This is a genomic window from Pseudomonas qingdaonensis, assembly GCF_018398475.1.
GTDB classification, from domain to species: domain Bacteria; phylum Pseudomonadota; class Gammaproteobacteria; order Pseudomonadales; family Pseudomonadaceae; genus Aquipseudomonas; species Aquipseudomonas palmensis.
The window spans coordinates 4,069,010-4,095,492 of sequence record NZ_CP074676.1; the positions used below are offsets into that span (position 1 = coordinate 4,069,010).

General features: G+C 63.7%; 21 protein-coding genes. 7 read left to right on the plus strand and 14 right to left on the minus strand.

What is annotated here, in order from left to right:
• The first annotated feature begins 168 nt into the window (after positions 1-168).
• From mfd to KH389_RS18505, 3 genes are read left to right on the plus strand one after another with little or no spacing between them, the layout of a single operon-like run.
• Complete coding sequence (gene mfd, locus KH389_RS18495; RefSeq protein WP_043864558.1) at positions 169-3,618, plus strand: transcription-repair coupling factor; 3,450 nt, start codon at positions 169-171, stop codon at positions 3,616-3,618.
• A gap of 10 nt (positions 3,619-3,628) precedes the next feature.
• A complete protein-coding gene (locus KH389_RS18500) occupies positions 3,629-4,201 on the plus strand; it encodes a CsiV family protein (RefSeq protein WP_043864559.1) in 573 nt (190 codons plus the stop codon).
• A 4-nt stretch (positions 4,202-4,205) separates the two neighbouring features.
• Positions 4,206-6,860 carry a DEAD/DEAH box helicase gene (locus KH389_RS18505; protein WP_213606009.1) on the plus strand — a complete coding sequence of 885 codons (2,655 nt, stop codon included), beginning with the start codon at positions 4,206-4,208 and terminating at the stop codon, positions 6,858-6,860.
• 73 nt (positions 6,861-6,933) lie between these two features.
• Here the strand turns inward: KH389_RS18505 and nagZ are convergent, their stop codons facing one another.
• From nagZ to KH389_RS18520, 3 genes are read right to left on the minus strand one after another with little or no spacing between them, the layout of a single operon-like run.
• Entirely contained in the window at positions 6,934-7,932 is a 999-nt protein-coding gene (gene nagZ / locus KH389_RS18510) for a beta-N-acetylhexosaminidase (RefSeq protein WP_173925092.1), read from the minus strand.
• 22 nt (positions 7,933-7,954) lie between these two features.
• Positions 7,955-8,479, minus strand: a complete 525-nt coding sequence (locus KH389_RS18515; protein ID WP_177333000.1) for a L,D-transpeptidase — start codon at positions 8,477-8,479, stop codon at positions 7,955-7,957.
• A 45-nt stretch (positions 8,480-8,524) separates the two neighbouring features.
• Positions 8,525-9,238 (minus strand): TetR/AcrR family transcriptional regulator, encoded by a 714-nt coding sequence (locus tag KH389_RS18520; RefSeq protein ID WP_043864562.1) that lies wholly within the window; start codon positions 9,236-9,238, stop codon positions 8,525-8,527.
• A 228-nt stretch (positions 9,239-9,466) separates the two neighbouring features.
• Here KH389_RS18520 and lexA point away from each other — a divergent pair, with 228 nt between their 5' ends.
• Together lexA and sulA are read left to right on the plus strand one after the other, a co-directional pair.
• A complete protein-coding gene (lexA, locus tag KH389_RS18525) occupies positions 9,467-10,075 on the plus strand; it encodes a transcriptional repressor LexA (protein ID WP_043864563.1) in 609 nt (202 codons plus the stop codon).
• 12 nt (positions 10,076-10,087) lie between these two features.
• Positions 10,088-10,570: an SOS-induced cell division inhibitor SulA gene (gene sulA, locus KH389_RS18530; RefSeq protein WP_213606010.1), complete on the plus strand. Its 483-nt coding sequence runs from the start codon at positions 10,088-10,090 to the stop codon at positions 10,568-10,570.
• A gap of 66 nt (positions 10,571-10,636) precedes the next feature.
• Here sulA and KH389_RS18535 read toward each other — a convergent pair whose 3' ends face one another.
• The 8 genes from KH389_RS18535 to KH389_RS18570 form a co-directional block, all read right to left on the minus strand.
• Positions 10,637-10,873 carry a hypothetical protein gene (locus KH389_RS18535; protein WP_043864565.1) on the minus strand — a complete coding sequence of 79 codons (237 nt, stop codon included), beginning with the start codon at positions 10,871-10,873 and terminating at the stop codon, positions 10,637-10,639.
• 50 nt (positions 10,874-10,923) lie between these two features.
• Positions 10,924-11,445, minus strand: a complete 522-nt coding sequence (locus tag KH389_RS18540) for a DUF6586 family protein (RefSeq protein ID WP_213606011.1) — start codon at positions 11,443-11,445, stop codon at positions 10,924-10,926.
• Positions 11,446-11,534: 89 nt separating this feature from the next.
• Positions 11,535-12,287, minus strand: coding sequence for an HAD-IB family hydrolase (locus KH389_RS18545; protein ID WP_213607548.1), 753 nt, complete (start codon positions 12,285-12,287; stop codon positions 11,535-11,537).
• A gap of 139 nt (positions 12,288-12,426) precedes the next feature.
• Entirely contained in the window at positions 12,427-15,033 is a 2,607-nt protein-coding gene (gene topA, locus KH389_RS18550) for a type I DNA topoisomerase (RefSeq protein WP_043864567.1), read from the minus strand.
• 100 nt (positions 15,034-15,133) lie between these two features.
• The gene (locus KH389_RS18555; protein WP_043864568.1) at positions 15,134-15,385 is read right to left on the minus strand and encodes a DUF1653 domain-containing protein; all 252 of its coding nucleotides are present in this window, start codon (positions 15,383-15,385) and stop codon (positions 15,134-15,136) included.
• Between the two features lie 79 nt (positions 15,386-15,464).
• A complete protein-coding gene (fadA, locus tag KH389_RS18560) occupies positions 15,465-16,640 on the minus strand; it encodes an acetyl-CoA C-acyltransferase FadA (RefSeq protein ID WP_043864569.1) in 1,176 nt (391 codons plus the stop codon).
• Positions 16,641-16,669: 29 nt separating this feature from the next.
• Positions 16,670-18,817: a fatty acid oxidation complex subunit alpha FadB gene (gene fadB / locus KH389_RS18565; protein ID WP_043864570.1), complete on the minus strand. Its 2,148-nt coding sequence runs from the start codon at positions 18,815-18,817 to the stop codon at positions 16,670-16,672.
• Between the two features lie 438 nt (positions 18,818-19,255).
• The gene (locus KH389_RS18570) at positions 19,256-19,693 is read right to left on the minus strand and encodes a hypothetical protein (protein WP_043864571.1); all 438 of its coding nucleotides are present in this window, start codon (positions 19,691-19,693) and stop codon (positions 19,256-19,258) included.
• Positions 19,694-19,801: 108 nt separating this feature from the next.
• Here KH389_RS18570 and KH389_RS18575 point away from each other — a divergent pair, with 108 nt between their 5' ends.
• Complete coding sequence (locus KH389_RS18575) at positions 19,802-20,245, plus strand: universal stress protein (RefSeq protein ID WP_043864572.1); 444 nt, start codon at positions 19,802-19,804, stop codon at positions 20,243-20,245.
• Positions 20,246-20,287: 42 nt separating this feature from the next.
• Here KH389_RS18575 and KH389_RS18580 read toward each other — a convergent pair whose 3' ends face one another.
• Entirely contained in the window at positions 20,288-22,207 is a 1,920-nt protein-coding gene (locus KH389_RS18580) for an ATP-binding cassette domain-containing protein (RefSeq protein WP_043864573.1), read from the minus strand.
• Positions 22,208-22,417: 210 nt separating this feature from the next.
• On the opposite strand from KH389_RS18580, the gene KH389_RS18585 reads away from it, so the two are divergent.
• Complete coding sequence (locus KH389_RS18585) at positions 22,418-24,346, plus strand: transglycosylase SLT domain-containing protein (protein WP_213606012.1); 1,929 nt, start codon at positions 22,418-22,420, stop codon at positions 24,344-24,346.
• Between the two features lie 97 nt (positions 24,347-24,443).
• Here the strand turns inward: KH389_RS18585 and KH389_RS18590 are convergent, their stop codons facing one another.
• Both KH389_RS18590 and KH389_RS18595 read right to left on the minus strand, forming a co-directional pair.
• Positions 24,444-25,247 (minus strand): MOSC domain-containing protein, encoded by an 804-nt coding sequence (locus tag KH389_RS18590; RefSeq protein ID WP_196932507.1) that lies wholly within the window; start codon positions 25,245-25,247, stop codon positions 24,444-24,446.
• Positions 25,248-25,322: 75 nt separating this feature from the next.
• Positions 25,323-26,258, minus strand: a complete 936-nt coding sequence (locus tag KH389_RS18595; protein WP_043864576.1) for a chemotaxis protein CheV — start codon at positions 26,256-26,258, stop codon at positions 25,323-25,325.
• Positions 26,259-26,483: the final 225 nt, after the last annotated feature.

The following is a 26,483-nucleotide window of genomic DNA, read 5'->3' on the forward strand; positions in this document are numbered from 1 at the left end:
AAAAGGGGCTACATTATGACGCCCCGCGTCGCTTCGAGCAATGAGCGCCTGTCGCCGGCGCCGCACGGCATGATCCGGGCCCCACATTCAGGCGGCTGAAACCTGACAGCAATGCCCCGCGCCCGGTACAATCGGCGTTTTGTCGCAACGCTTGGAGCTCGACCTCCCGTGCCTGTTCTGCGTCTACCTCACCTGCCGGCCAGTGCCGGCAAACACACCTGGGGCAACCTGCCCGGTGCCGCCCTGAGCCTGGCCATCGCCGAGGCCGCCAGCGCCGCGAAGCGCTTCACCCTGCTGCTGACCGCCGACAGCCAGAGCGCCGACCGGCTGGAGCAGGAGCTGCGTTTCTTCGCCCCGGAACTGGCCGTGCTGCCGTTCCCCGACTGGGAAACCCTGCCCTACGACCTGTTCTCGCCGCACCAGGACATCATTTCGCAGCGGATCGCCAGCCTGTACCGGTTGCCGGAGCTGGACCACGGCATCCTCGTGGTGCCGATCACCACCGCACTGCACCGCCTGGCGCCCACGCGCTTTCTGCTGGGCAGCAGCCTGGTGCTGGACATCGGCCAGAAGCTGGATGTTGAACAGATGCGCACGCGCCTGGAGGCCAGCGGCTACCGCTGCGTCGACACCGTGTACGAGCATGGCGAGTTCGCCGTGCGCGGTGCCCTGATCGACCTGTTCCCGATGGGCAGCAAGCTGCCGTACCGCATCGACCTGTTCGATGACGAGATCGAGACCCTGCGCACCTTCGACCCGGAGAGCCAGCGCTCGATCGACAAGGTCGACTCGGTACGCCTGCTCCCGGCCCGCGAATTCCCGCTGCAAAAAGACGAAGTCACCCGCTTCAAAGCGCGCTTTCGCGAACGCTTCGACGTGGATTTTCGCCGCAGCCCGATCTTCCAGGACCTGAGCAGCGGTATCGTGCCGGCCGGCATCGAGTACTACCTGCCGCTGTTTTTCGAGGAAACCTCGACCCTGTTCGACTACTTGCCGGAAAACACCCAGGTGTTCTCCCTGCCCGGCGTGGAACAGGCCGCCGAGCACTTCTGGAGCGATGTACGCAACCGCTATGAAGAGCGGCGCATCGACCCTAACCGCCCTCTGCTGCCGCCTGCCGAGCTGTTCATGCCGGTGGAAGACTGCTTCGCCCGGCTCAAGGGCTGGCCACGGGTGGTGGTCAGCCAGGACGACATCGACGCCGGCCCCGGCCGCGAGCGCTTTGCCGCGCAGACGCTGCCCAACCTCGCCATCGAAGCCAAGGCCAACCAGCCCCTGGCGGCGCTGTCGGGGTTCCTCGAGCAATTCCCCGGCCGCGTGCTGTTCACCGCCGAATCGGCCGGGCGCCGCGAAGTACTGCTGGAACTGCTCGAACGCCTGAAACTGCGCCCGCAAACCGTCGATGGCTGGCACGAGTTCGTCGCCAGCAAGCAGCGCCTGGCAATCACCATCGCACCACTGGACGACGGCCTGCTGCTGGACGATCCGGCCCTGGCACTGGTTGCCGAGAGCCCGCTGTTCGGCCAGCGCGTGATGCAGCGGCGGCGGCGCGAGAAGCGCAGCGACGTCAACAACGACGCGGTGATCAAGAACCTTACCGAGCTGCGCGAAGGCGCCCCGGTGGTGCATATCGACCATGGCGTGGGCCGCTACCTGGGCCTGGCGACACTGGAGATCGATGGCCAGGCCGCCGAGTTTCTCACCCTTGAATACGCCGAAGGCGCCAAGCTGTACGTGCCGGTGGCCAACCTGCACCTGATCGCGCGCTACACCGGCAGCGACGATGCGCTGGCACCGCTGCACCGTCTGGGCTCCGAGACCTGGCAGAAGGCCAAGCGCAAGGCGGCCGAACAAGTGCGCGACGTGGCTGCCGAGCTGCTCGACATCTATGCCCGGCGCGCCGCGCGCAAGGGCTATGCGTTTGCCGACCCGTCGGTGGACTACGCCACCTTCAGTGCCGGCTTCCCGTTCGAGGAAACCCCGGACCAGCAGTCGGCCATCGAAGCGGTACGCGAGGACATGCTCGCCGCCAAGCCGATGGACCGCCTGGTGTGCGGCGATGTCGGCTTCGGCAAGACCGAAGTGGCCATGCGTGCCGCCTTCATCGCCGTGCACGGCGGGCGCCAGGTAGCGATCCTGGTGCCCACCACCCTGCTCGCCCAGCAGCACTACAACAGTTTCCGCGACCGCTTTGCCGACTGGCCGGTAACCGTCGAAGTGATGAGCCGCTTCAAGTCGGCCAAGGAAGTCGGTGCCGCCGTGGCGGACCTCGCCGAAGGCAAGATCGACATCGTCATCGGTACCCACAAGCTGCTGCAGGACGACGTCAAGTTCAAGGACCTGGGCCTGGTCATCATCGACGAGGAACACCGGTTCGGCGTGCGCCAGAAAGAGCAGCTCAAGGCGCTGCGCAGCGAAGTCGACATCCTGACCCTGACCGCCACGCCGATCCCGCGCACGCTGAACATGGCGGTGGCGGGCATGCGCGACCTGTCGATCATCGCCACCCCGCCGGCACGCCGGCTGTCGGTGCGCACCTTCGTGATGGAGCAGAACAAGAGCACCATCAAGGAGGCGCTGCTGCGCGAACTGCTGCGTGGCGGCCAGGTGTACTACCTGCACAACGACGTGAAGAGTATCGAGAAGTGCGCCGCCGACCTCGCCGAACTGGTACCCGAGGCGCGCATCGGTATCGGCCACGGGCAGATGCGCGAACGCGAACTCGAACAGGTGATGAGCGACTTCTACCACAAGCGCTTCAACGTGCTGATCGCCTCGACCATCATCGAGACCGGCATCGACGTGCCCAGCGCCAACACCATCATCATCGAGCGTGCCGACAAGTTCGGTCTGGCCCAGTTGCACCAGTTGCGCGGCCGCGTGGGGCGCAGCCACCACCAGGCGTATGCCTACCTGCTGACGCCCCCACGCCAGCAGATCACCCCCGACGCCGAAAAGCGCCTGGAGGCCATCGCCAATACCCAGGACCTGGGCGCAGGCTTCGTGCTGGCCACCAACGACCTGGAGATCCGCGGCGCCGGCGAACTGCTGGGTGAAGGCCAGAGCGGGCAGATCCAGGCGGTGGGCTTCACCCTCTACATGGAAATGCTCGAACGCGCCGTCAAGGCGATTCGCAAGGGCACCCAGCCCAACCTCGACCAGCCCCTGGGCGGCGGCCCGGAGATCAACCTGCGCGTACCGGCACTGATCCCCGAGGACTACCTGCCCGACGTGCATGCGCGCCTGATCCTGTACAAGCGCATCGCCTCGGCGGTGGACGAAGATGGCCTGAAGGATCTGCAGGTGGAGATGATCGACCGTTTCGGGCTGCTGCCCGAGCCGACCAAGAACCTGGTGCGCCTGACCCTGCTCAAGCTGCAGGCCGAGAAGCTGGGCATCAAGAAGGTCGACGCCGGCCCGCAAGGCGGACGGGTGGAATTCGAGGCCGAGACCCCGGTCGACCCGCTGGTGCTGATCAAGCTGATCCAGGGCCAGCCCAAGCGCTACAAGTTCGAAGGCGCGACGATGTTCAAGTTCATGGTGCCCATGGAACGCGCCGATGAACGCTTTACTACAGTGGAGGCGCTGTTCGAACGACTCGCCCCGAAACCCGCTTGAAGGATGATCCATGCGTGCAATTCGTAGCTTGACCCTGCTGCTGGCGCTGATTGCGCCGGCCGCCTTTGCCGACAGCCAGTACCAGGTCGAGATGTTCCTGCTGCGCCAGAATGCGGTGCCCGCGATCACCAGCCAGTTCGCCCCGGAAGACTGGCGCCAGGGCGCCAAGGCCCCCAGCGACTACGACGTGCGCAAGCCGGTGCTGACCGCACAGGCCGAAAAGCTGGCCGCCGACAGCAACTACACCGTGCTGCTGCACAAGGCCTGGCAGCAGCAGGTAGGCAGCGAACCGTCGCGGGTTGCCATCAGCGAGGGCCAGGAGCAGTTCGGCCACTTCCCGGTCGAAGGCAATGTCAGCCTCAGGCAGGGCCGTTTCATCGAAGTGCAGGCCAACTTCTGGGTCAACCAGCTCGATGGCAATGGCAGCGTGATCCAGAGCGAACAGCTCAGGCAGGTCAACAGCACGGTGAAGAACAACGAACTGACCTTCCTCGATGGCGGGCACCTGGCGGTCCTGTTCAAAGTGATCGCCGCCGGCACACGCACCACCTCTCCTGCTGAAGCGGAGATGATGGAACAGTAGAGCCATGTCGACCACACTGCAGCGCGCGCTCAAGAGCAAGCTTTGGCGCGAAAAATTCGGCCCCAAGACCCTCACCCGAGGGCTTGACTATGCAGACAACAAGCGCGTCAGGCTCGTTTCGGTTGACGACAAGGGCGCGACCACCCTGTGCCACGGGTCCGGCGGCAACCTCTACCGGCAGACCCTGCTGATCGAAGGCGACGTTCACCCCCTCCTGATCGCCACCTGCAGCTGCCCTGTCCGCCAGAACTGCAAGCATTGCGCAGCGGCGCTGTACACCCTGACGGAGCGGCTGACGGCCAACGACTTTCCGCCGCCTCCAGCCACAGCGACCTACCAGAACCAGGTCATCGAAAATGTACCGGCTGTTGCGCACCTCACCCTGGGCAGCTACGAATTCACCGCCTACATGCCCAAGACCGGCAAGATGCAGCGCCAGTTGCAACACCGTGCGGCACTGGCGTTCACGTATGACGGGCAGCGCACCAGCGACAAGAGCAGCAGCGAAGTCATCCGTATCGACGGCAACGTCCGCCAGCGTATCCAGCGTCAGCCAGACGCCGAAAAGGCGCTGCGCCAGACCTTGAAGAAAATGGGCTTCAGCGTTGCCACGCGCCAGAGCAAGGCATTGCCCGACAGCGCCGGCGAAATGCTGCAGATGCCCGACGACCAAGCCTGGCTGCAGTTCGCCCGCACCGGCATCGATACCCTGCGTGCAGCCGGCTGGGAGGTGGAAGTGAGGCCCGACTTCGCCTTCAACCTGCATGACATCGACGACTGGTACGCCGATGTCGAGGAAGCGCCGGGGCGCGAATGGTTCGACCTGGAGCTGGGCATCGTGGTCAACGGCCAGCGCCACAGCCTGCTGCCGATCGTGCTGCACCTGCTGCGCAGCAACCCCGAACTGCTGCGCCCCAGCGAACTGGCCCGGCGCAGCGACGACGAGCACCTGCTGATCGACCTGAACCGCGCCCGCCATGACAGCCCGGCGCTGCGCGTGGCCTTGCCCTACGCACGCATCAAGCCGCTGATGGCCACCCTGGGCGAGCTGTACCTGGGCAATGACAGCGGGCCTTCGCTGCGCCTGGCAGCGCCGGATGCCGCGCGCCTGAGCAGCATCGACGACATGGCGCTGACCTGGCGCGGCGGCGACCGGGTACGCGACTTTGCCCGCCGCCTGCGCGAGTCCAGGCGTACCGACATCGCCGCCCCCGAGGGCCTGAACGCCACGCTGCGACCCTACCAGCTCGAAGGCCTGAACTGGTTGCAGACCCTGCGCGAACTGGAGGTCGGCGGGATCCTGGGCGACGACATGGGCCTGGGCAAGACCCTGCAGACCCTGGCGCACCTGCTCACCGAAAAGAACGCGGGGCGCCTGCAGCGCCCTGCCCTGGCCGTGATGCCGACCAGCCTGATCCCCAACTGGCTCGACGAAGCGCAGCACTTCACCCCGCAGCTGAGCGTGCTGGCCCTGCATGGCCCCGGCCGCACCCGACACTTCGCCGACCTTGACCAGTACGACCTGGTACTGACCACCTACGCCCTGCTGCCCCGCGACCTGGCTCACTTCACCGCGCAGCCCTGGCACCTGCTGATTCTGGATGAAGCGCAGAACATCAAGAACGCCAACAGCAAGGCCGCCGAAGCGGCGCGCGAGATCCAGGCCAACCAGCGCCTGTGCCTGACCGGCACACCGATGGAAAACAACCTGGGCGAACTGTGGTCGATCTTCCACTTCCTGCTACCCGGCTGGCTGGGCGACAGCAAGGCCTTCAGCCGCGATTACCGCTCCCCTGTCGAACGCCATGGCGACGTCGAGCGCATGGCGCATCTTGCCGCGCGCATCAAGCCATTCCTGCTGCGCCGCACCAAGGAACAGGTGGCCCGCGAACTGCCGGCCAAGACCGAGATCGTGCATTGGGTGGAGCTGAGCGACGCGCAGCGCGACACCTACGAAACGGTGCGGGTGGCGATGGATAGGAAGGTCCGCGAGGAAATCACCCGCAACGGCGCGGCACGCAGCCAGATCGTGATTCTGGATGCGTTGCTCAAGCTGCGTCAGGTGTGCTGCGATCTGCGCCTGGTCAAAAGCATTGCGCCAAGAACCACCCATTCGGACAAGGGCAAGCTGGGCAGCCTGATGCAGATGCTCGACGAACTGCTCAGCGAAGGGCGACGCATCCTGCTGTTCTCGCAGTTCACCTCGATGCTCGAACTGATCGAGCAGGAGCTGCACAAGCGTGGCGTCCACTACAGCCTGCTGACCGGTGAAACCCGCGACCGGCGCACCCCGGTGCAGCAGTTCCAGAGCCTGCAGACGCCACTGTTTCTGATCAGCCTCAAAGCGGGCGGCACCGGCCTCAACCTCACCGCGGCCGACACGGTGATCCACTATGACCCGTGGTGGAACCCGGCCACCGAAAACCAGGCCACCGACCGCGCCTACCGCATCGGCCAGGACAAGCCGGTGTTCGTCTACAAGCTGATTACACGGGGCACGGTGGAAGAGAAGATCCAGAAGTTGCAACAGGAGAAGGCAGCGCTGGCTGCAGGCCTGCTGGAGGGGCGTCAGGCGGGGGACTGGAAGCTGGCGGATGAAGACATTGATGCGCTGTTTGCGCCGTTGCCCGGGAAGCGGCAGGCCGCAAAATCCAGTTGAGCCTTTCGCCGGCAAGGCCGGCTCCTACAGGTATCGCAGCACCTGCAGGAGCCGGCCTTGCCGGCGCAGGACCTCAGTCGATCAGTTGTGCATCTTTCAGCGCGCCAAGCGCCTCCAGCCAGCGGGGCTGCTGGCGGTAGTCGGTACGCGCAAAACCCTGCCCGCGCATCTGCGCGATCCGCGGCGACGGCCTCACCCTCAACCGCTGCGCCGCCGACAACGCAAGCTCGGCAGCCGCCCGATCATTGCACACCAGGCCCATGTCGCAACCGGCACTCAGCGCCGCCTCGATACGGCTGGCGGCGTCCCCCACCACATGCGCACCGGCCATCGACAGGTCATCGCTGAAGATCACCCCATCAAAGCCCAGCTCGCCACGCAGAATCTCCTGCAGCCAGCGCCGCGAGAAGCCGGCCGGCTGGTTATCGACCTGTGGATAGATCACGTGCGCCGGCATCACCGCCGCCAACTGCCCGCTCAGGCGCGTGAACGGCACCAGGTCGGCTGCGCGGATCTGCTCCAGGCTGCGCTCGTCGGTGGGTATCGCCACATGCGAATCCGCCTCGGCCCAGCCATGCCCCGGGAAGTGCTTGCCGCAGGCCGCCATGCCCGCCGCGTTCATGCCGCGAATGAAGGCACCGGCAAGCAAGGTGGCGCGCTGCGGGTCACCCTCGAAGGCGCGACTGCCAACCACCGCGCTGCGCTGGTGGTCAAGGTCCAGCACCGGGGCAAAGCTCAAGTCGAGCCCTACCGCCAGCACTTCGGTTGCCATCAGCCAGCCGCAGTGTTCGGCCAGGCGCTCGGCATTGGGGTTGTCGGCAATCGCACGCATCGCGGGCAAGCGCACGAAGCCCTGGCGCAGGCGCTGGACGCGACCACCCTCCTGGTCCACGGCCAGGATCAGGTCCGGGCGCACGGCACGGATCGACGCACTCAGTTCGCGCACCTGGCGCGGGCATTCGATGTTGCGGGCAAAGATGATCAGGCCGGCCACTTCGGGCTGACGCAGCAAATGGCGGTCTTCGGCAGTCAGCCAGGTGCCGGCCACGTCGACCATCAGGGAGCCTTGCAGGCGGGTACTCATAAATGATCCTTCAGTTGAGGGGCGCGCTCGCCCACTGGGGGCAGGCGGCTTCTTCGATCTGTACCGGGCAATGCACAGGCACCCGGTCGAACAGCGCTACCAGGTCGGCGTTGCGCAGGCGTATGCAGCCGTGGGACAACGGCACACCCATGGGTTCGCTGTCGGGCGTGCCGTGCAGGTAGATATAGCGGCGGAACGTATCCACGGGCCCGAGGCGGTTGCGCCCCGGCTCGCGACCGCTGAGCCAGAGAATGCGCGAGAGAATCCAGTCGCGCCCAGGGAACTGCGCGTGCAGGTCGGGCGTCCAGACCTCGCCGGTCCAGCGACGCCCGCGCAGCACCGCGCCCTGGGGCAAGCCCGCGCCGATCTTCGCACGCACCTGATGCAGCCCGCGCGGTGTACAACCGGAGCCGTTGTGCTCGCCCGGGCCATTGAGTGCGGTGGACACCGCAAGACGCACCGCCAGTCGCCCCTGGGCGAACCCATAAAGGCACTGGTCGGCGATGGAAATGTGCAGCAAATCGAGAATAGGCATGGGCGCTAGCTTAGCCGAAGCCGGCTGTGCCGCCCAGCCGGGGAATCAGGCCTTTGCCGGCACCGGGGCGTGGCTGGTCTTGCTGCGCGGACGCAACTGCGCCGCCGCCATCGCCTCGTCCGTGACCCCGCTGTCGGCACGCATGCCGGCGGCCAGGAACGGCACCATCAGGCGCATGACCTGCTCGATCGAGGTATTGACCCCGAAATCGGTCTCGGCAATCGCGCGCAGGGCCTTGATGCCCGACATGCTGAACGCTGCAGCGCCGAGCATGAAATGCACGCGCCAGAACAGTTCGAGGGGAGGAATCTGCGGCGCGGCCTCGTTGACCAGCAGCATGTAGCGGCGGAACACCTTGCCGTACATGTCTTCGAGGTAACGACGCAGGTGGCCCTGGCTCTGGCTGAAGGCCAGGCCCAGCAGGCGCATGAAGATCGACAGGTCATTGCCGCTGCGCGGCTGCACCACCAGCGCCTGCTCGACCAGCATCTCCAGCAGTTCTTCAAGGCTGGGCTTGTGCTCGGGGCGCGCCTGGCGCCGCTCGAGCTCACGCTCCAGGCTCTGGCAGAACGGCCCTAGAAAACGCGAGAAGACCGCCTGGATCAGCGCCTTCTTCGAACCGAAATGGTAGTTCACCGCCGCCAGGTTGACGCCGGCCTTGCTGGTGATCAGCCGCAATGAGGTTTCGGCAAAACCTTTTTCCGCGAACAACTGCTCGGCAGCATCGAGAATGCGTTCAACGGTTTCCGACTGGGCCATGACTACTCCGCGAGACAAACACTTGTTTGAAACATACGTTTCAAGGCAGGGTTCTGTCAAGTACGCACGGGCGTTTTGTGCCCGGCCGGTCATGGTATTGAAGGCAGCGACAAGCCACAAGCCGGAAGCGGCAGGCAACTGCGGGCACGCTTGGAGCTTGCCGCTTGTAGCTTGCCGCTATCACTGTATATAATCCCAGTCACTGTATAAAAAGACAGAGCGATCGACATGCTAAAACTGACGCCACGCCAAGCTGAGATTCTGGCTTTCATCAAGCGCTGCCTCGAAGACAACGGCTTCCCGCCCACCCGCGCGGAAATCGCCCAGGAACTGGGGTTCAAATCCCCCAACGCCGCCGAAGAGCATCTGAAGGCACTGGCCCGCAAGGGTGCAATCGAGATGACCCCTGGTGCCTCGCGCGGCATCCGCATTCCGGGGCTCGAGAGCAAGCCCGATGAAAACGCCCTGCCCATCATTGGCCGCGTGGCCGCGGGTGCCCCTATCCTCGCCCAGCAGCACATCGAGGAATCCTGCGCCATCAACCCGGCCTTCTTCCACCCCCGCGCCGACTACCTGCTGCGCGTGCACGGCATGAGCATGAAGGACGTCGGCATCGTCGACGGCGACCTGCTGGCCGTACACACCTGCCGCGAAGCGCGCAATGGTCAGATCGTCGTAGCCCGCCTGGGTGACGAAGTCACGGTCAAGCGCTTCAAACGGGAAGGCAACAAGGTCTGGCTGATCGCCGAGAACCCCGAATTCGCCCCTATCGAAGTCAACCTGAAAGAGCAGGACCTGGTCATCGAGGGCTTGAGCGTCGGCGTTATCCGCCGCTAATAAGGAGGCGTCATGCAGTTCCCCCACGTACCACAGCAAGCACAGTTGCCCTTGTTCGAAGCATTCCTGGCCCAGCCGGTACTGCCGCGGGTCAAAAACAGGCAGCCCGCCCGGCAAAGCAACAAGCCGCAGGCATTCAGCGAGCTGTCCTTGCGTGGCGCGCTGGAGCACTGCCAAAGCCTGCTGGCACCGGTGCTACGCGACCTGAGCGAACTGAGTGAAGAGCATGACGCCCGCTGGCTTACCCTGATCGCCCCACCCGGTAGCCTCACCCAGGCCTGGCTGAGGGACGCAGGGCTCAACCGCGAACGCATACTGCTGCTGCAGCCTCGCGGCAACCAGAGTGCGCTGCAACTGGCCTGTGATGCCCTGCGCCTGGGGCGCAGCCATACGGTGGTCACCTGGTTCAATCCGGTCAGCAACGGCGCCCGCCTGCAACTGACCAATGCTGCCCGTGCGGGTGACGCACAAAGCCTGAATATCCGCCTGGGCTGATACTCGCTGAACGCTCGAAGGGTATGCAGCAGGCTTCCTCAGGACGAGGAAGCCGGATACTGACGGTCAGTGCAGAACCCGTGGGCCTGCATGTTCCTGTTCGATCTCGCCTTCAACCAATTTGCCGGCCATCTGCACACCAACGCTGAGCATGGCCTTGGCCACCTCGACGTGTTGGCCCTGCAGGAACGCCTTGGCATCTTCCGAAAAATCCAGGGTTACCAACGACCCCTCGTCCTCGGCGCGGCGCAACTCGATGCGACCGTCAGGCAACTCTACAATTTCTAGAAAGGACGTGGGCATAAAAGACTGTTCTCCAGTAAAGGCCGGCATTGTACCAGCCACTGGCAGGATCAGCACTCACTCAGACCTTCGCGAAAACGCACCACGAGGCGTTTGAGATTCTGCCGCCAGCCCTCCAGTTCTTCGCGCGACAGCGCTGGCGCCTCGGGTTCATCCAGGCTCACGGCCTGAATCAACGGTTGGGTCACATCACCTTTGGGCGCCTTGGTCGCGACAGGTGGTCGGAACAAATCGGCATAAGCCCTGAGCAGTTGCGCCAGCCAGGTTTCAGGCTGCTCGGCGAGTTCGACCAGTTCAGCCAGCTCGGGAATGGCGATGGTCGCCAGTACTTCACGGCTCAGCAGTTGCTCGGCACGCAGCGCGGTTGCCTGGGGCAAGCGATAATAGCCACCGATCTCATGACACAGCCCCAACAGCGCACCATACAGGTGAAACAGCGCAGACTCCCGCTCGGCCTGGGTCTGCGCCTGGGCGTTCATGGCGCGACTGTCCTGCGCCTTGCCCAGTGCCTCCAGGGCCAGACCGGCGAAATAGATCTTCTGGTTGGTACGGGTATAGAGTTCCTGGGCCATCGAGGCGCGCTCCGAGGGAGTGTGAGGCGGGGGCTCAGTTTCTGTGATGGATCGCAGGCGCGCAAGCTGAATCACCGCAGGCGTGAGGCTCAACCGCCCTTGCGGTCATCGTTGCGCGGCAAACCGCCAACCGTGGTTGCAGCCGACTCTTTCGACGTGGCCGGGGTGACCGGGCCGTAGATCTTTTCGACGCGCAGGCGGCCACGCTGCCACGCGGGATGAAAGTGCCGCCAGTGTGCGTCCTGAGCCGCGGCCAGCAGCTCATGGTCGCCCCGCGTGTCGCCCCAGGCGCGCATGCGGTACTGCGTCAGCACCCCGTAAACCGCCTCCAGGCGCAGAACCTTGGCTTCGCAGCGGCAGTTGTCGCCACTGATCCTGCCGGTCAGCACGCCATCGATCACCTCCAGCTCGGTGCCGATCAGCTTGATGCCCAACTGTTCGGCAAAGGGCTTGAGCACCAGCGCCGGCGATGCCGAACAGATCGTCACCTCGGCACCAGAGGCCAGTTCCTGTTCCACCGAAATCACGCCCTGCGGGCGCATGAGCCGGGCCCACGCCTGCGACTTGAACGCCACCGCCTTCTGCGCGACCCATTGCTCTTTCACACCCGCAAGAAATGTCTGGATCAACTGGGCCTTGAGTTCATCGCGGCTGATCCGCCGCCCCAGATAGCGCAGGCTTGGCCAGATCATCCGCAGCATGCGGCGAGCAAAAAAGCCGTTGCCGAAAGCGAACCTCAAAAAAGGTACAAAGCTGTCACGGCGGGTCAGCGTGCCATCGAAATCGAACACCGACAGGATTCTGGCCGACTGCGGCCCTGCTTCCAACATTTCCTGACTCATCTGCTTGCCTCTGCTCGATGGTGTACAGCCCTGGCGGAGAAACGTCCCGATCAAACATCACAACCGTTCGCTGACATGACTAAAAAAAAGGCTGCGTCCAGGATCACCAGATGCAGCCTCTTGTAGCCGATTCTATCGCTTAGCGCTTGTCTTCCACCTTCCACGCCTTGCCGTCATAGAACGCTCGCCAGCCGGTCGGCTTGCCGTCGACCTCGGTCTGCACATACTGCTCCTTGGTCTTGCGGCTGTAGCGGATCACCGTAGGGCGACCGTCCGGGTCCTTCTTCGGCGCCTCACAGAGGAAGTGATACTTCGGATCGATCTCGTCCTTGTGCGGCACGATCTCCATCACCAGGGGCGCGCGGGTCTCGCGGTTCTTCGGGAACTGGCTGGCAGCCAGGAACAGGCCCGAAGCCCCGTCACGCAGCACATAGGTGTCGTTGACCTTCTCGCACTTGAGCTCGGGCATCTTCACCGCGTCCATCTTCGGCGGCGCCGCCTCGCCGCTCTTGAGCAGCTTGCGGGTGTTCTTGCACTCCGGGTTGGTACAGCCGAAGAACTTGCCGAAACGACCGGTCTTGAGCTGCATCTCGCTACCGCACTTGTCACACTCAAGGCTCGGGCCCTCGTAGCCCTTGATGCGGTAGCTGCCTTCCTCGATCTCGTAGCCCGTGCAATCGGGGTTGTTGCCGCAGATGTGCAGCTTGTGTTTCTCGTCGAGCAGGTAGGCGTCCATCGCCGTGGCGCAGATCGGGCAGCGGTGCTTGCCCAACAGCACGCGCGACTCGGACTCGCCCTCGTCGTCGGCGGCAATCTCGTCACCTGGCACCAGGTTCACGGTGGCCTTGCAACGCTCTTTGGGCGGCAGGCTGTAGCCCGAGCAACCGAGGAACACGCCCGTGGAGGCTGTGCGGATCATCATGTGCCTGCCGCATTCCTTGCAGGCAATGTTGGTCGGGGTCGGCTGGTTGGCACGCATGCCCTTTTCGGCATCTTCAGCCAGTTGCAGCTTCTTGCTGAAGTCGCCGTAGAACTCGTCCAGCACGTTTTTCCAGTCGCGCTCGCCCTGGGCCACATCGTCGAGGTTCTCTTCCATGCCGGCGGTGAAGCCGTAGTCCATCAGGTTGGAAAAGCTCTCGGACAGACGCTCGGTCACGATGTCGCCCATCTTCTCGGAGTAGAAGCGGCGGTTGTGCAGGGTCACATAGCCACGGTCCTGGATGGTGGAGATGATCGCCGCGTAGGTGGATGGGCGACCGATACCGCGTTTTTCCATTTCCTTGACCAGGCTCGCTTCCGAGAAACGTGCCGGCGGCTTGGTGAAGTGCTGGCTCGGGTCGAGCTTGATGAGCTTGAGCACTTCGCCCTGGTTCATTTCCGGCAGTACATCGTCATCGCCCGGCTTGCTCTGCTGCGGCAACACACGGGTGTAACCGTCGAACTTGAGGATACGGCCCTTGGCACGCAACTCGAACTCGCCCGCCGTGACGCTGACGGTGGTCGACAGGTACTGCGCCGGCGGCATCTGGCAGGCCAGGAACTGGCGCCAGATCAGCTCGTACAGGCGCTCGGCATCACGCTCCATGCCGCTGAGCTTGGTCGGGTGCGTGGCCACGTCCGAAGGTCGGATCGCTTCGTGCGCTTCCTGTGCGCCTTCCTTGCTGCCGTAGACGATCGGCGCTTCTGGCAGGTACTTCTTGCCGAACTCGCTTTCGATGTAGCTGCGCGCCATTTCCACCGCATCGACCGACAGGTTGGTCGAGTCGGTACGCATGTAGGTGATGTAGCCGGCTTCGTACAGACGCTGGGCCATCATCATGGTCTTCTTCACGCCGAAGCCGAGGCGATTGCTCGCCGCCTGCTGCAGGGTCGAGGTGATGAACGGCGCCGAGGGCTTGCTGCTGGTCGGGCGGTCTTCACGCTTGGCAATGGTGTAGCTGGAAGCCTTGAGCTTCTCCAGCGCGGCCATGGCCTGGGCTTCGTTGAGCGGCTTGAAGGCCTCGCCGTTCTGGCGAGCCACCTCGAAGCGCACCTTGGCGTCCTTGGCAGTACCCAGGTCGGCGTGCACTTCCCAGTACTCTTCGGGGATGAATGCGCGAATCTCGCGCTCACGCTCCACCACCAGCTTCACGGCCACCGACTGCACCCGGCCGGCCGACAGGCCACGGGCGATCTTCTGCCACAGCAGTGGCGAGACCATGTAGCCCACCACGCGGTCGAGGAAGCGACGCGCCTGCTGTGCATTGACACGGTCGATGTCCAGCTCGCCCGGCTGGGAGAAGGCCTCCTGGATGGCCTTCTTGGTGATTTCGTTGAACACCACGCGCTTGTAGCGGCTGTCATCCCCACCGATGGCTTCGCGCAGGTGCCAGGCAATGGCTTCCCCCTCGCGATCCAAGTCGGTTGCGAGATAGATGGTGTCGGCATCCTTGGCCAGGCGGCGCAACTCCTCGATGACCTTTTCCTTGCCCGGAAGGATCTCGTACTTGGCCTTCCAGCCGTGGTCCGGGTCGACGCCCATGCGCGCCACCAGTTGCTTGCGCGCCTTTTCTTTCGGCGACAGCGCGGGTGCCTCGCCGGCAGCAGCCTTGCCGCGCTTGGCAGCAGGCTCCTTGCTGGCGGAACCGCTGGTGGGCAGGTCTCGGATATGGCCGATACTCGACTTCACCACGTACTGGTTGCCCAGGTACTTGTTGATGGTCTTGGCCTTAGCCGGGGATTCCACAATGACCAGCGATTTGCCCATGGATCGGAAAATTCCTGAATAACGAAAATAAAAACACGGCAGGTACCTGACGTGGCACCGCTATATATAGTGGCAACAGAGTGAGGTCAAGCGCCGAAGGTTAGCCCACTTGCGCATCGGCACGCGAAAACCGCTCGGGTTCGGCCTCGACCAAAGCAAAGCGCGGCACGTGCTCGCCGTCAACCTCGACCGACTCGGTGAACATCGAAAGCGGGCGTACCCACAGGCCGAAATCGCCGTACAGGGCCTGGTAGAACACCACCCACTCCTCGGTCTCGGAATGGCGCGCGGCACCGAATACACGATACTCAGGCCCTTTGTAATGCCGGTATACGCCTGGTTGTATCTGCATGCTGCCAACCCTCTTGAAAAAAAATCTGCAAAAAGCAAAAAACCGGGGCACCAGGCCCCGGCTTCCGACAACGAAACGCTTAGATGCGTTCGAAGACGGTGGTGATCCCCTGACCAAGGCCGACGCACATGGTCGAAACACCCAGGGTACCGCCATTCTGCTTCATGACATTGAGCAGAGTGCCGGAAATCCGCGCACCGGAGCAACCGAAAGGGTGACCCAGGGCGATTGCGCCGCCGTGCAGGTTAACCTTCTCATCCATCTTGTCGAGCACTTTCAGATCCTTGAGCACCGGCAGGGCCTGTGCAGCGAAGGCTTCGTTGAGCTCGAAGAAGTCGATATCGGCAATGCTCAGGCCCGCACGCTTGAGGGCTTTCTGGGTTGCCGGCACCGGGCCGTAGCCCATGATCGCAGGGTCCACGCCGGCCACCGCCATCGAGCGGATCACCGCCAGCGGCTGGATGCCCAGGTCCTGGGCACGCTGGGCCGACATCACGATCATGCACGAGGCGCCGTCGGTGATCTGCGAGGAGGTACCCGCTGTCACGGTGCCGCCCTTGGGGTTGAACGCCGGCTTCAACGCCGCCAGGCTTTCCAGGGTGGTGTCCGGGCGAATGGTTTCGTCGTAGTCGAAGACCTTGAGGAAGCCGTTCTCGTCATAGCCCTGCATCGGGATGATTTCGTCCTTGAACTTGCCTTCGACCGTCGCCTTGTGGGCGAGCTGGTGCGAACGCAGACCGAAGGCGTCCTGCTGCTCACGGCTGATGCCATGCATCTTGCCCAGCATCTCGGCGGTCAGGCCCATCATGCCCGAGGCCTTGGCCGCATACAGCGACATGTGCGGGTTGGGGTCCACGCCGTGCATCATGCTCACGTGGCCCATGTGCTCGACACCGCCGACCACGAACACATCGCCGTTGCCGGTCATGATCGCCTGGGCAGCCGTGTGCAGCGCGCTCATCGACGAACCGCACAGGCGGCTGACAGTCTGGCCGGCCGCAGTGTGCGGGATCTGGGTCATCAGCGAAGCCATGCGCGCGATGTTCCAGCCCTGCTCCAGGGTCTGGTTCACGCAGCCCCAGATCACGTCCTCGACTTCACTCGGGTCGACCTTGACGTTGCGCTCCAGCAGCTTGCTGATCAGGTGCGCCGACATGTCTTCGGCGCGGGTGTTGCGGTGCATGCCGCCCTTGGAGCGGCCCATCGGCGTACGACCGAAGTCGACGATCACGACGTCTCTTGGATTCAAGCTCATACAATATTCTCGCTCTAGTCGTTGGGCGCTTAACCGAAGAAGCTCTGGCCGTTCTTGGCCATCTCGCGCAGCTTCTCGGTGGGGTGGTACAGCGCGCCCAGGTCGGCGTACTGGTCAGCCAGGGCAACGAACGCAGCCACACCGATCGAATCGATGTAGCGCAGTGCACCGCCACGGAACGGAGGGAAACCGATGCCGTAGACCAGGCCCATGTCGGCCTCGGCCGCCGTCTCGACGATGCCGTCTTCCAGGCAGCGCACGGTCTCCAGGCACAGCGGGATCATCATCCAGTTGATGATGTCCTCGTCGCTGACTTCACGCTGCTCGTAGACGATCGGCTTGAGCACTTCGAGCACCGACGGGTCGGCAACCTTCTTCTGCTTGCCGCGCTTGTCGGCCTCGTAGGCATAGAAACCCTTGCCGTTCTTCTGGCCCAGGCGCTTGGCTTCGTAGAGCACGTCGATGGCCGAGCGACGGTCATCCTTCATGCGGTCCGGGAAGCCCTCGGCCATCACGTCGCGGCCGTGGTGGCCGGTGTCGATGCCGACCACGTCCATCAGGTACGCCGGGCCCATCGGCCAGCCGAATTTTTCCATGATCTTGTCGATGCGCACGAAGTCCACACCGGCGCTCACCAGCTTGGCGAAACCGCCGAAGTACGGGAACAGCACGCGGTTGACCAGAAAGCCCGGGCAGTCGTTGACCACGATCGGGTTCTTGCCCATCTTCTTGGCGTAGGCAACGGTAGTGGCCACCGCCAGTTCGCTGGACTTCTCGCCACGGATCACTTCCACCAGCGGCATCATGTGCACCGGGTTGAAGAAGTGCATGCCGACGAAGTTTTCCGGACGCTTGAGGGCCTTGGCCAGCAGGCTGATGGAAATGGTCGAGGTGTTGGAAGCCAGGATGGTGTCCGCCTTGACCTGGTCTTCGACCTCGGCCAGCACGGCCTGCTTGACCTTGGGGTTTTCGACCACGGCTTCCACCACCAGGTCCACATGACCGAAGTCGCCGTAGGACAGGGTCGGACGGATGCCGTTGAGCACTTCAGCCATTTTCGCGGCGGTCATGCGGCCCTTGTCGACGCGGCTGACCAGCAGCTTGGCGGCTTCGGCCAGGCCCTGCTCGATACCGTGCTCGTTGATGTCCTTCATCAGGATCGGCGTGCCTTTGGAGGCCGACTGATAGGCGATGCCGCCACCCATGATGCCGGCGCCGAGTACGGCGGCCTGCTTCACGTCCTGGGCGATCTCGTCGTAGGCCTTGGCCTTTTTCTTCAGTTCCTGATCGTTCAGGAACAGGCCGATCAGGCTCTGGGCTGCCGAGGTCTTGGCCAGCTTGACGAAGCCGGCGGCCTCGACTTCCAGTGCCTTGTCACGCCCGAAGTTGGCGGCTTTCTGAATGGTCTTGATGGCTTCGACCGGCGCCGGATAGTTCGGGCCTGCCTGACCTGCCACGAAGCCCTTGGCGGTCTCGAAGGCCATCATCTGCTCGATGGCGTTGAGCTTGAGCTTTTCCAGCTTCGGCTGGCGCTTGGCCTTGTGGTCGAGCTCGCCGCTGATGGCGCGCTTGATCAGTTCCAGGGCAGCTTCCTGAAGTTTCTCCGGGACCACCACTGCATCGACGGCACCGACTTTCAATGCATCTTCAGGGCGGTTCTCCTTGCCGGCGGCAATCCATTCGATGGCATTGTCGGCGCCGATCAGGCGCGGCAGGCGTACGGTACCGCCGAAGCCCGGGTAGATGCCCAGCTTGACTTCAGGCAGGCCGATCTTGGCCTTGGTCGACATGACGCGGAAGTCGGCCGCCAGGCACATTTCCAGGCCGCCGCCCAGCGCGATGCCGTTGATCGCGGCAACGGTCGGTACATCGAGATCTTCGAAATCGCTGAAGATTCTGTTGGCTTCGAGGTTGCCTGCAACCAGCTCCGCATCCGGCAGCTTGAAGTTGTCGACGAATTCGGTGATGTCGGCGCCGACAATGAACACGTCCTTGCCGCTGCTGACGATCACACCTTTGATCGACGCATCTGCCTTGATGGTGTCTACGGCCTGACGCAACTCATTCAGGGTAAGACGGTTGAACTTGTTGACGGACTCACCCTTGAGGTCGAACTTCAGTTCGACGATGCCGCTTTCAAGAGCCTTAACCGTGATGGCTTTACCTTCGTAAATCATCAACTGATCTCCACGATATGGAAGCTGAACTGTACACGCCGAACGCTGGCACGAAATTCGGCACCAGGCACACCCGTCAGCGCGATAGTCGGGATTCTGCGAGCGTCATGTGACATACAAACGCTCAATTCATACGCCCGTTTGATTTGGGTACGGACACATTCACCGAAAAGCCTGCCGTTGTCAAATACCCAAAAGCACGAGCAAAACGCGACTTTACGGTCATTTTGAGCGAAGGGGTGCGGGTTCAGCCTGTAGGTGATTGGCCATCATTCATGCAGGTGATCGGCCATGGATACACACGAGAGAGGCAGCGAAGGGATAAAGCGCAGCTACACTGAGGGCATCGAAGAAGTTTCCGGCCTGCCTGGCCTTTTTTATTCAGTTGCCGGCCCCGCCATGGGGCTGGCCCTGGCGGTCAATCACACGACTCACGGGTCACGCCAGCGCCTTGAGCAACCGGGCAATGTCCTGCAACGCTGCGGCATCCCCCTTCTCTCCCCAGCACAACGCGATCATCTGCGGGTTGGCCTCGACCTTGTAGACACTCGCCGGCAGGCGCGAAAGGTGCTCGAGCACGCGCGCATCCTCGCAGGGCTCGCGCCACTGGTTGAGCCACACCCCTGGTGTCACCTGCCAGTAGCTCCAGCTGTCGGCATGCCCGCGACGGCGCGCACAATGATACTGCGCGCAGGTGTGCGGCGGCTCTTCGGGCAGCCAGTGCGGCCAGGTCTGCGGGGTGAGCTGCATGGCCAGCCCCATGCGCCGCGCCTCCAGGCGCAGGGCCATGCGCCCGCTGGTGCGACGCGAGGGCAACAGCCAGACCATGGGGCTGAGCATCAGCGCAAGGATTGACACTACTACCCAGAACGTCATATCTGTTATTCCTATAAAGACTTTGCAAATGAGCTGGTTAGCCGACATCGATGCGATCAGCCTGAAACCGACCATACTTTAACTATCGCGATTGTCAGGAGAGCCCTCATGCCCTACGAACACATTCTGGTCGCCGTCGACCTGACCGAAGAATGCGACCCGGTGATCAAGCGCGCTCGCGAGCTGGCCACGCCCAACGGCACCAAGGTTTCCCTGGTACATATCGTCGAGCCCATGGCCATGGCCTTCGGCGGCGACGTGCCGATGGACCTGTCGCAACTGCAGCAGCAACAGTTCGACCAGGCCAAGGAGCGCATGGACCGCCTGTTCAACAAGTATCCGGAGATCAACCGCGGCGATTCCCACCTGACCTACGGCCAGCCTCGCCAGGAGATCCACCAGTTGGCCAAGGACCAGAAGTGCGACCTGATCGTGGTCGGCAGCCATGGCCGCCACGGCCTGGCGCTGCTGCTGGGCTCCACCGCCAATGACGTGCTGCACGGCGCACCGTGCGATGTGCTGGCGGTACGCCTGCAGAAGAAGGCCGACTGATACCAGAAGGCCCGCTGTTGGACACAGCGGGCCTTCTTCATATCAGCTGTCGAGCTCGGCCCAACGCTCCACCAGTGTGTCCAGCTCGCCCTGCAGCTTCTCGAGGCTGGCCAGCACGGCGGTGGTCTGGTCGATTGGCCGCTGATAGAAGCCTGCATCGGAAATCTCTGCCTGCACCGCAGCCATCTTCTGCTCCAGGGCATCGATCTGCCCCGGCAGCGCCTCCAGCTCGCGCTGCAGCTTGTAGCTGAGCTTCTTCTTGCCTTCATTGACCACCGGCGCTGCCGCAGGCTCGGGTGCAACGGCCTCGACCACCGCACTGTTGAGCTCGGACTTGCCCGACTTGCTTTCGGTCACGCCGAGCAGCTTGGGCGAACCGCCCTGGCGAATCCAGTCCTGATAGCCGCCCACGTACTCACGCACCTTGCCCTCGCCTTCGAACACCAGGGTGCTGGTGACCACGTTGTCGAGGAACGCCCGGTCGTGACTGACCATCAGCACGGTGCCCTTGAAACCCGCCAGCACCTCTTCGAGCAGCTCCAGGGTTTCCACGTCCAGGTCGTTGGTCGGCTCGTCGAGCACCAGCAGGTTGGCCGGCTTGCTGAACAGCTTGGCCAGCAGCAGGCGCGCACGCTCGCCACCGGACAACGCCTTGACCGGCGTGCGTGCACGCTGGGGGCTGAACAGGAAGTCGCCCAGGTAGCTCAGTACGTGACGGTTCTGCCCATCGATCTCGATGAAGTCACGGCCTTCGGCCATGTTCTCGATCACGGTCTTTTCCAGGTCAAGCTGATGGCGCAACTGGTCGAAGTAGGCCACTTCGAGACGCGTGCCCGACTCCACCTTGCCCGAGCTTGGCTCCAGGTCGCCCAGCATCAGCTTGAGCAGCGTGGTCTTGCCGGTACCGTTGGCGCCCAGCAGGCCGATACGGTCCTCGCGCTGCAGGACCATCGAGAAATCCTTGACCAGGTAAGGGCCATCGGGGTGTGCGAAGCTGACGTTTTCCAGCACCATCACCTGCTTGCCGGACTTTTCCGCCACGTCGAGCAGGATGTTGGCCTTGCCCTGGCGCTCGCGACGCTCGCTGCGCTCCACACGCAGTGCCTTGAGGGCGCGCACGCGGCCTTCGTTGCGGGTACGCCGGGCCTTGATGCCCTGGCGGATCCACACCTCTTCCTGGGCCAGTTTCTTGTCGAACAGCGCGTTGGCAGTCTCTTCGGCAGCCAGCGCAGCTTCCTTGTGCACCAGGAAGCTGGCGTAGTCGCCGTTCCAGTCGATCAACCCGCCACGGTCCAGTTCGAGGATGCGCGTGGCCAGGTTCTGCAGGAAGGAACGGTCGTGGGTAATGAACAGCACGGCGCCGCCAAAACCGCTCAGGGCATCTTCAAGCCAGGCGATGGCGCCGATGTCCAGGTGGTTGGTCGGTTCGTCGAGCAGCAGCAGGTCGGGCTCGGACACCAGCGCCTGGGCCAGCAGCACACGCCGACGCCAACCACCGGACAGCTCGGCCAGGGTCTTGTCGGCCGGCAGCTGCAGGCGGCTCAGGGTGCTGTCGACCAGTTGCTGCAAGCGCCAGCCATCGCGCGCCTCAAGGTCGCTCTGCACGTGCATGAGCTTTTCCAGGTCGGCGTCGGTGTGAATGTTCTGGCTCAGGTGGTGATACTCGGCGAGCAATGCACCGACACCGTCCAGGCCTTCGGCAACCACATCGAACACGGTGCGCCCGTCGGCCACCGGCAGTTCCTGCGGCAGCTCGCCGATCTTCAGGCCCGGGGCACGCCACACATCGCCTTCGTCGGGCTTCTGGTCGCCCTTGACCAGGCGCAGCATGCTCGACTTGCCCGTGCCGTTGCGGCCGATGATGCAGACCCGCTCACCACGGGCGATCTGCCAGGACACCTTGTCCAGCAACGGCATGGCGCCGAACGCAAGGGACACATCGCTTAATTTGAGCAGGGTCATGATCTTCTCCAAAAACCGGGGGCGCATTCTACCTGAGTTGCGCCTGCTTCACATTAAGCGCGACCGGCGTGCCGACCGCAGTCCTGCATTACATGCCGATACAAGCACAATGCTTTCTTCCGCCCCCGGCAAACGGCTAAGCTTAAGCACGTAATCCCACCAGTGCTGGCGCCGCCGACACTCGTTTTGGTCAAACTGTCCGGAAGTATCATGCGCCGCAGCCTGCTCAGCCTCGTATCCTGTCTGCTTTTTTCCGCCACCGCGGCCAGCACCGTCCAGGCCGCCGACCTCACCCAGCAACGCCAGTACTACGATGAAGCCAAGCGTGCCCTGGCCAAGGGCGACAGCGGCCCTTACCGCCGTTACGAACAGGCCCTGCGTGATTATCCGCTGGAGCCCTACCTGGCCTACGACGAACTGACGGCGCGCCTCAAGAGCGCCAGCAACGCCGAGATCGAGAAGTTTCTTGCCGAGCATGGCGACCTGCCCCAGGCCAACTGGATGAAACTGCGCTGGTTGCGCTGGCTGGCAGAGCGCGGCGACTGGCAACCCTTCGTCAAGTACTACGACCCCAAGCTGAACTTCACCGAGCTCGACTGCCTCAACGGCCAGTATCAGCTCAGCCACAACCTGCGCGCCGAGGGCTACGCCACCGCCGACAAGCTGTGGCTGGTGGGCAAGTCGCAGCCGGCGGCCTGTGACGTGCTGTTCGACCGCTGGGCCGCCGAGGGCCAGCTGACCGAACAGAAGCGCTGGGAGCGCATCAAGCTCGCGGCCCAGGCGCGCAACTACGCCCTGGCCAACACCCTGATCAAAGGCCTGAACACCCTGGGCCCGCAAGGCCGTCTGCTGGTGGATGTGGCGCAGAAGCCCGAACTGCTCAACAACCCCGGGCGCTTCACCCCGGTCAACGAAGCGATGTCCGACGTGGTCAGCCTGGGCCTGCGCCGCCTGGCGCGCCAGGACCCGGAGCGGGCCATGGCGCTGCTCGACGACTACGCCAATCGCATGCATTTCTCCCGCGACGAGAAGGTGGCGATCGCCCGCGAAATCGGCCTTACCCTGGCACGGCGCTACGACCCCCGCGCCCTGGGCCTGATGACCCAGTACGACCCCGAGCTGCGCGACAACACCGTGACCGAATGGCGCCTGCGCCTGCTGCTGCGCCTGGGCCGCTGGGAAGATGCCTACGAGCTGACCAAACGCCTGCCCCAGGACCTGGCCACCACCAACCGCTGGCGCTACTGGCAGGCGCGCAGCCTGGAGCTGGCGCAGCCGAAGAACCCGCAGATTCCACTGCTGTACAAGACGGTAGCGCGAGAGCGCGACTTCTACGGGTTCCTGGCCGCCGATCGTGCACAGACCCCCTACCAGCTCAACAACAAGCCGCTGGTGCTCAGCCAGCAACTGATCAACAAGGTACGCAACACCCCCGGCGTGCGGCGCGCGCTGGAATTCCATGCCCGCGGCCAGATCGTTGACGGGCGCCGCGAGTGGTACCACGTCAGCCGTCATTTCAGCCGCGACGAGATGGTCGCCCAGGCGCGCCTGGCCTATGAAATGCGCTGGTACTTCCCGGCCATCCGCACCATCAGCCAGGCCCAGTACTGGGACGACCTGGATATCCGCTTCCCGATGGCCCACCGCGACACCCTGGTACGCGAAGCCAAGGTACGCGGCCTGCACTCGAGCTGGGTATTCGCGATCACCCGCCAGGAAAGCGCCTTCATGGACGACGCCCGCTCCCACGTGGGTGCCAGCGGCCTGATGCAGCTGATGCCGGCCACCGCCAAGGAGACGGCGCGCAAGTTCAACATCCCGCTGACTTCGCCGGCGCAGGTACTGAACCCGGACAAGAACATCCAGCTGGGCGCCGCCTACCTGAGCCAGGTGCACGGCCAGTTCAACGGCAACCGGGTGCTGGCCTCGGCCGCCTACAACGCCGGCCCCGGACGCGTGCGTCAGTGGCTGCGCGGCGCCGATCACCTGAGCTTCGACGTATGGGTGGAGTCGATTCCGTTCGACGAGACCCGCCAGTACGTGCAGAACGTGCTGTCGTATTCGGTGATCTACGGGCAGAAACTCAATTCACCGCAGCCACTGGTGGATTGGCACGAGCGGTTTTTCGACGATCAGTAAGCGGTGATCAGCGCTTCGCCGGCAACGCCGAAGCGCAACCTTGTGGAGGCGACGGTGCGTGTGCAGGGGCCCGCCTTGCTGGCGAAACGGCCCGTCGCTATTCCAGCACCTCGACCGCCATCCCCACCTCCAGCACGCCCTCGCCGTCGGCCACCAGGTTCTGGCCGAACAGCACATCCCCCTCCTTCTGCCGATAGGTCTTGAGCGTGGTCAAGGGTTCGCGATCGGGGCTGCGCTCGCCGGTCTGCGGGTCGAGGGTGGTGAGGATGCAGCGCGTGCACGGGGAAAGCACCCGAAAGGTCTGCTGGCCAATGCGAATGCGCTTCCAGCCATCCTCGGCATATGCCGCACTGCCCTCGACCACCAGATTGGGCCGAAAGCGCAGCATCTCCAAGGGGCGCCCAACCCGCTGTACCAGGTCGTCGAGCGACGCCTGGCCGATCAGCAGCAAGGGGAAACCATCGGCAAAGGCCACACGGTCGCTGTTCTCACCGTAGCCGGCCGGCAGATAGCGGGTACGCGGCTCGGGCACATGCACCAGGCGTACCGGCTTGCCGATGAAGCGGCTCAACCAGTCGGCCGCCGCATCGCCTGCATCCGGTACGCGCAGGGTGTCGCGCCAGATGGTCGCCCCACGCAGATTGGCGTCCGCTTGCGGCACCGCCACCTGCAAGGGGTCAAAACCCGGGGCACTGAGCACCAGCCCGCCATCGGCGTCGTACAGCGCCGATAACTGGCTCATCTGCGGGTAGGCGCGCTGGGTCAGGAAACGTCCGTTGTCCTGCTCCACCAGCATCCAGCGCCGGTCACCCAGCAAGCCCAGCAGGCCGCACGGCGACTGGCCCAGGGCTTGCGCCTGGGCCGACTTGAGTGGGTAACGATACAACGCGCTCAGACGCATGGGCCGGCTCCGGATGATAAAGGCGCAAGCTTACACCGAAGGCCGGGCAACCGCTGCCCGGCCCTTGGTGCCGGCTCAGACGGTCGCTTCGTCCAGCATCAGGCGCTGGCGCACCACATCCACCAGCTTGTCGGGCTGGAACTTGGACAAAAAGTTGTCACAACCGACCTTCTTCACCATCGACTCGTTGAAGCTGCCCGACAAGGACGTGTGCAGTACCACGTACAGGCTGCGCAGGCGTGGGTCGTTGCGGATCTCGGTGGTCAGGCGGTAGCCGTCCATTTCCGGCATTTCGGCATCGGTGAAGACCATCAGCAACTTCGAGCACACGTCCTCACCGGCATCCGCCCAGCCTTTGAGCAGGTTGAGTGCCTTGAGGCCATCGCTGGCCACATGCATCTTCACCCCCAGCTGGCTCAGGGTTTCACGCAACTGCGCCAGAGCCACGGTGGAGTCGTCCACCAGCAGCACCTCCCGCCCTCGCGCCTGCGCCAGTACCGGGTCTTCCAGCTTGTCGCGGGACACCTTGGCGTTGTACGGCACGATTTCGGCCAGCACTTTCTCCACGTCGATGATTTCTACCAGTTGCTCGTCGACCTTGCTGATGGCCGTCAGGTAATGCTGACGCCCGGCACTGGTGGGCGGCGGCATGATCGCCTCCCAGTTCATGTTGACGATACGGTCCACGCCTCCCACCAGGAACGCCTGCACCGAGCGGTTGTACTCGGTGACGATGATGGTGCTGTTGGGCCCCGGCTCCAGTGGGCGCATGCCGATGGCCTGGGACAGGTCGATCACCGGCAGGGTCTGCCCACGCAGGTTGACCACGCCGCACACATACGCATGGCGTTGCGGCATCAGGGTCAACTTGGGCATCTGCAGCACTTCCTGCACCTTGAACACGTTGATCGCGAACAGTTGGCGCCCGGCCAGGCGAAACATGAGGATTTCCAGACGGTTCTCGCCTACCAGCTGCGTCCTTTGGTCTACCGTGTCGAGAATGCCAGCCATTAAACAACCCCCAGGCGTGTCGCAAAAATTGAATTATCAACCGTGTATCGGCCGCGTTCGTCTTGGCTTGACCCCCCAAAATAAAATGCTGCGGGGGGCATTGATGTCACTTTAGCATCATGGTTTACTGCGCTGACAGTTTTGCAGTCGCGGCAGGTCATCAGCGATCACACCAAGCCAATACCATCAGGGAAACCCCTAGCCACAATCGGGCGAGACCTGATG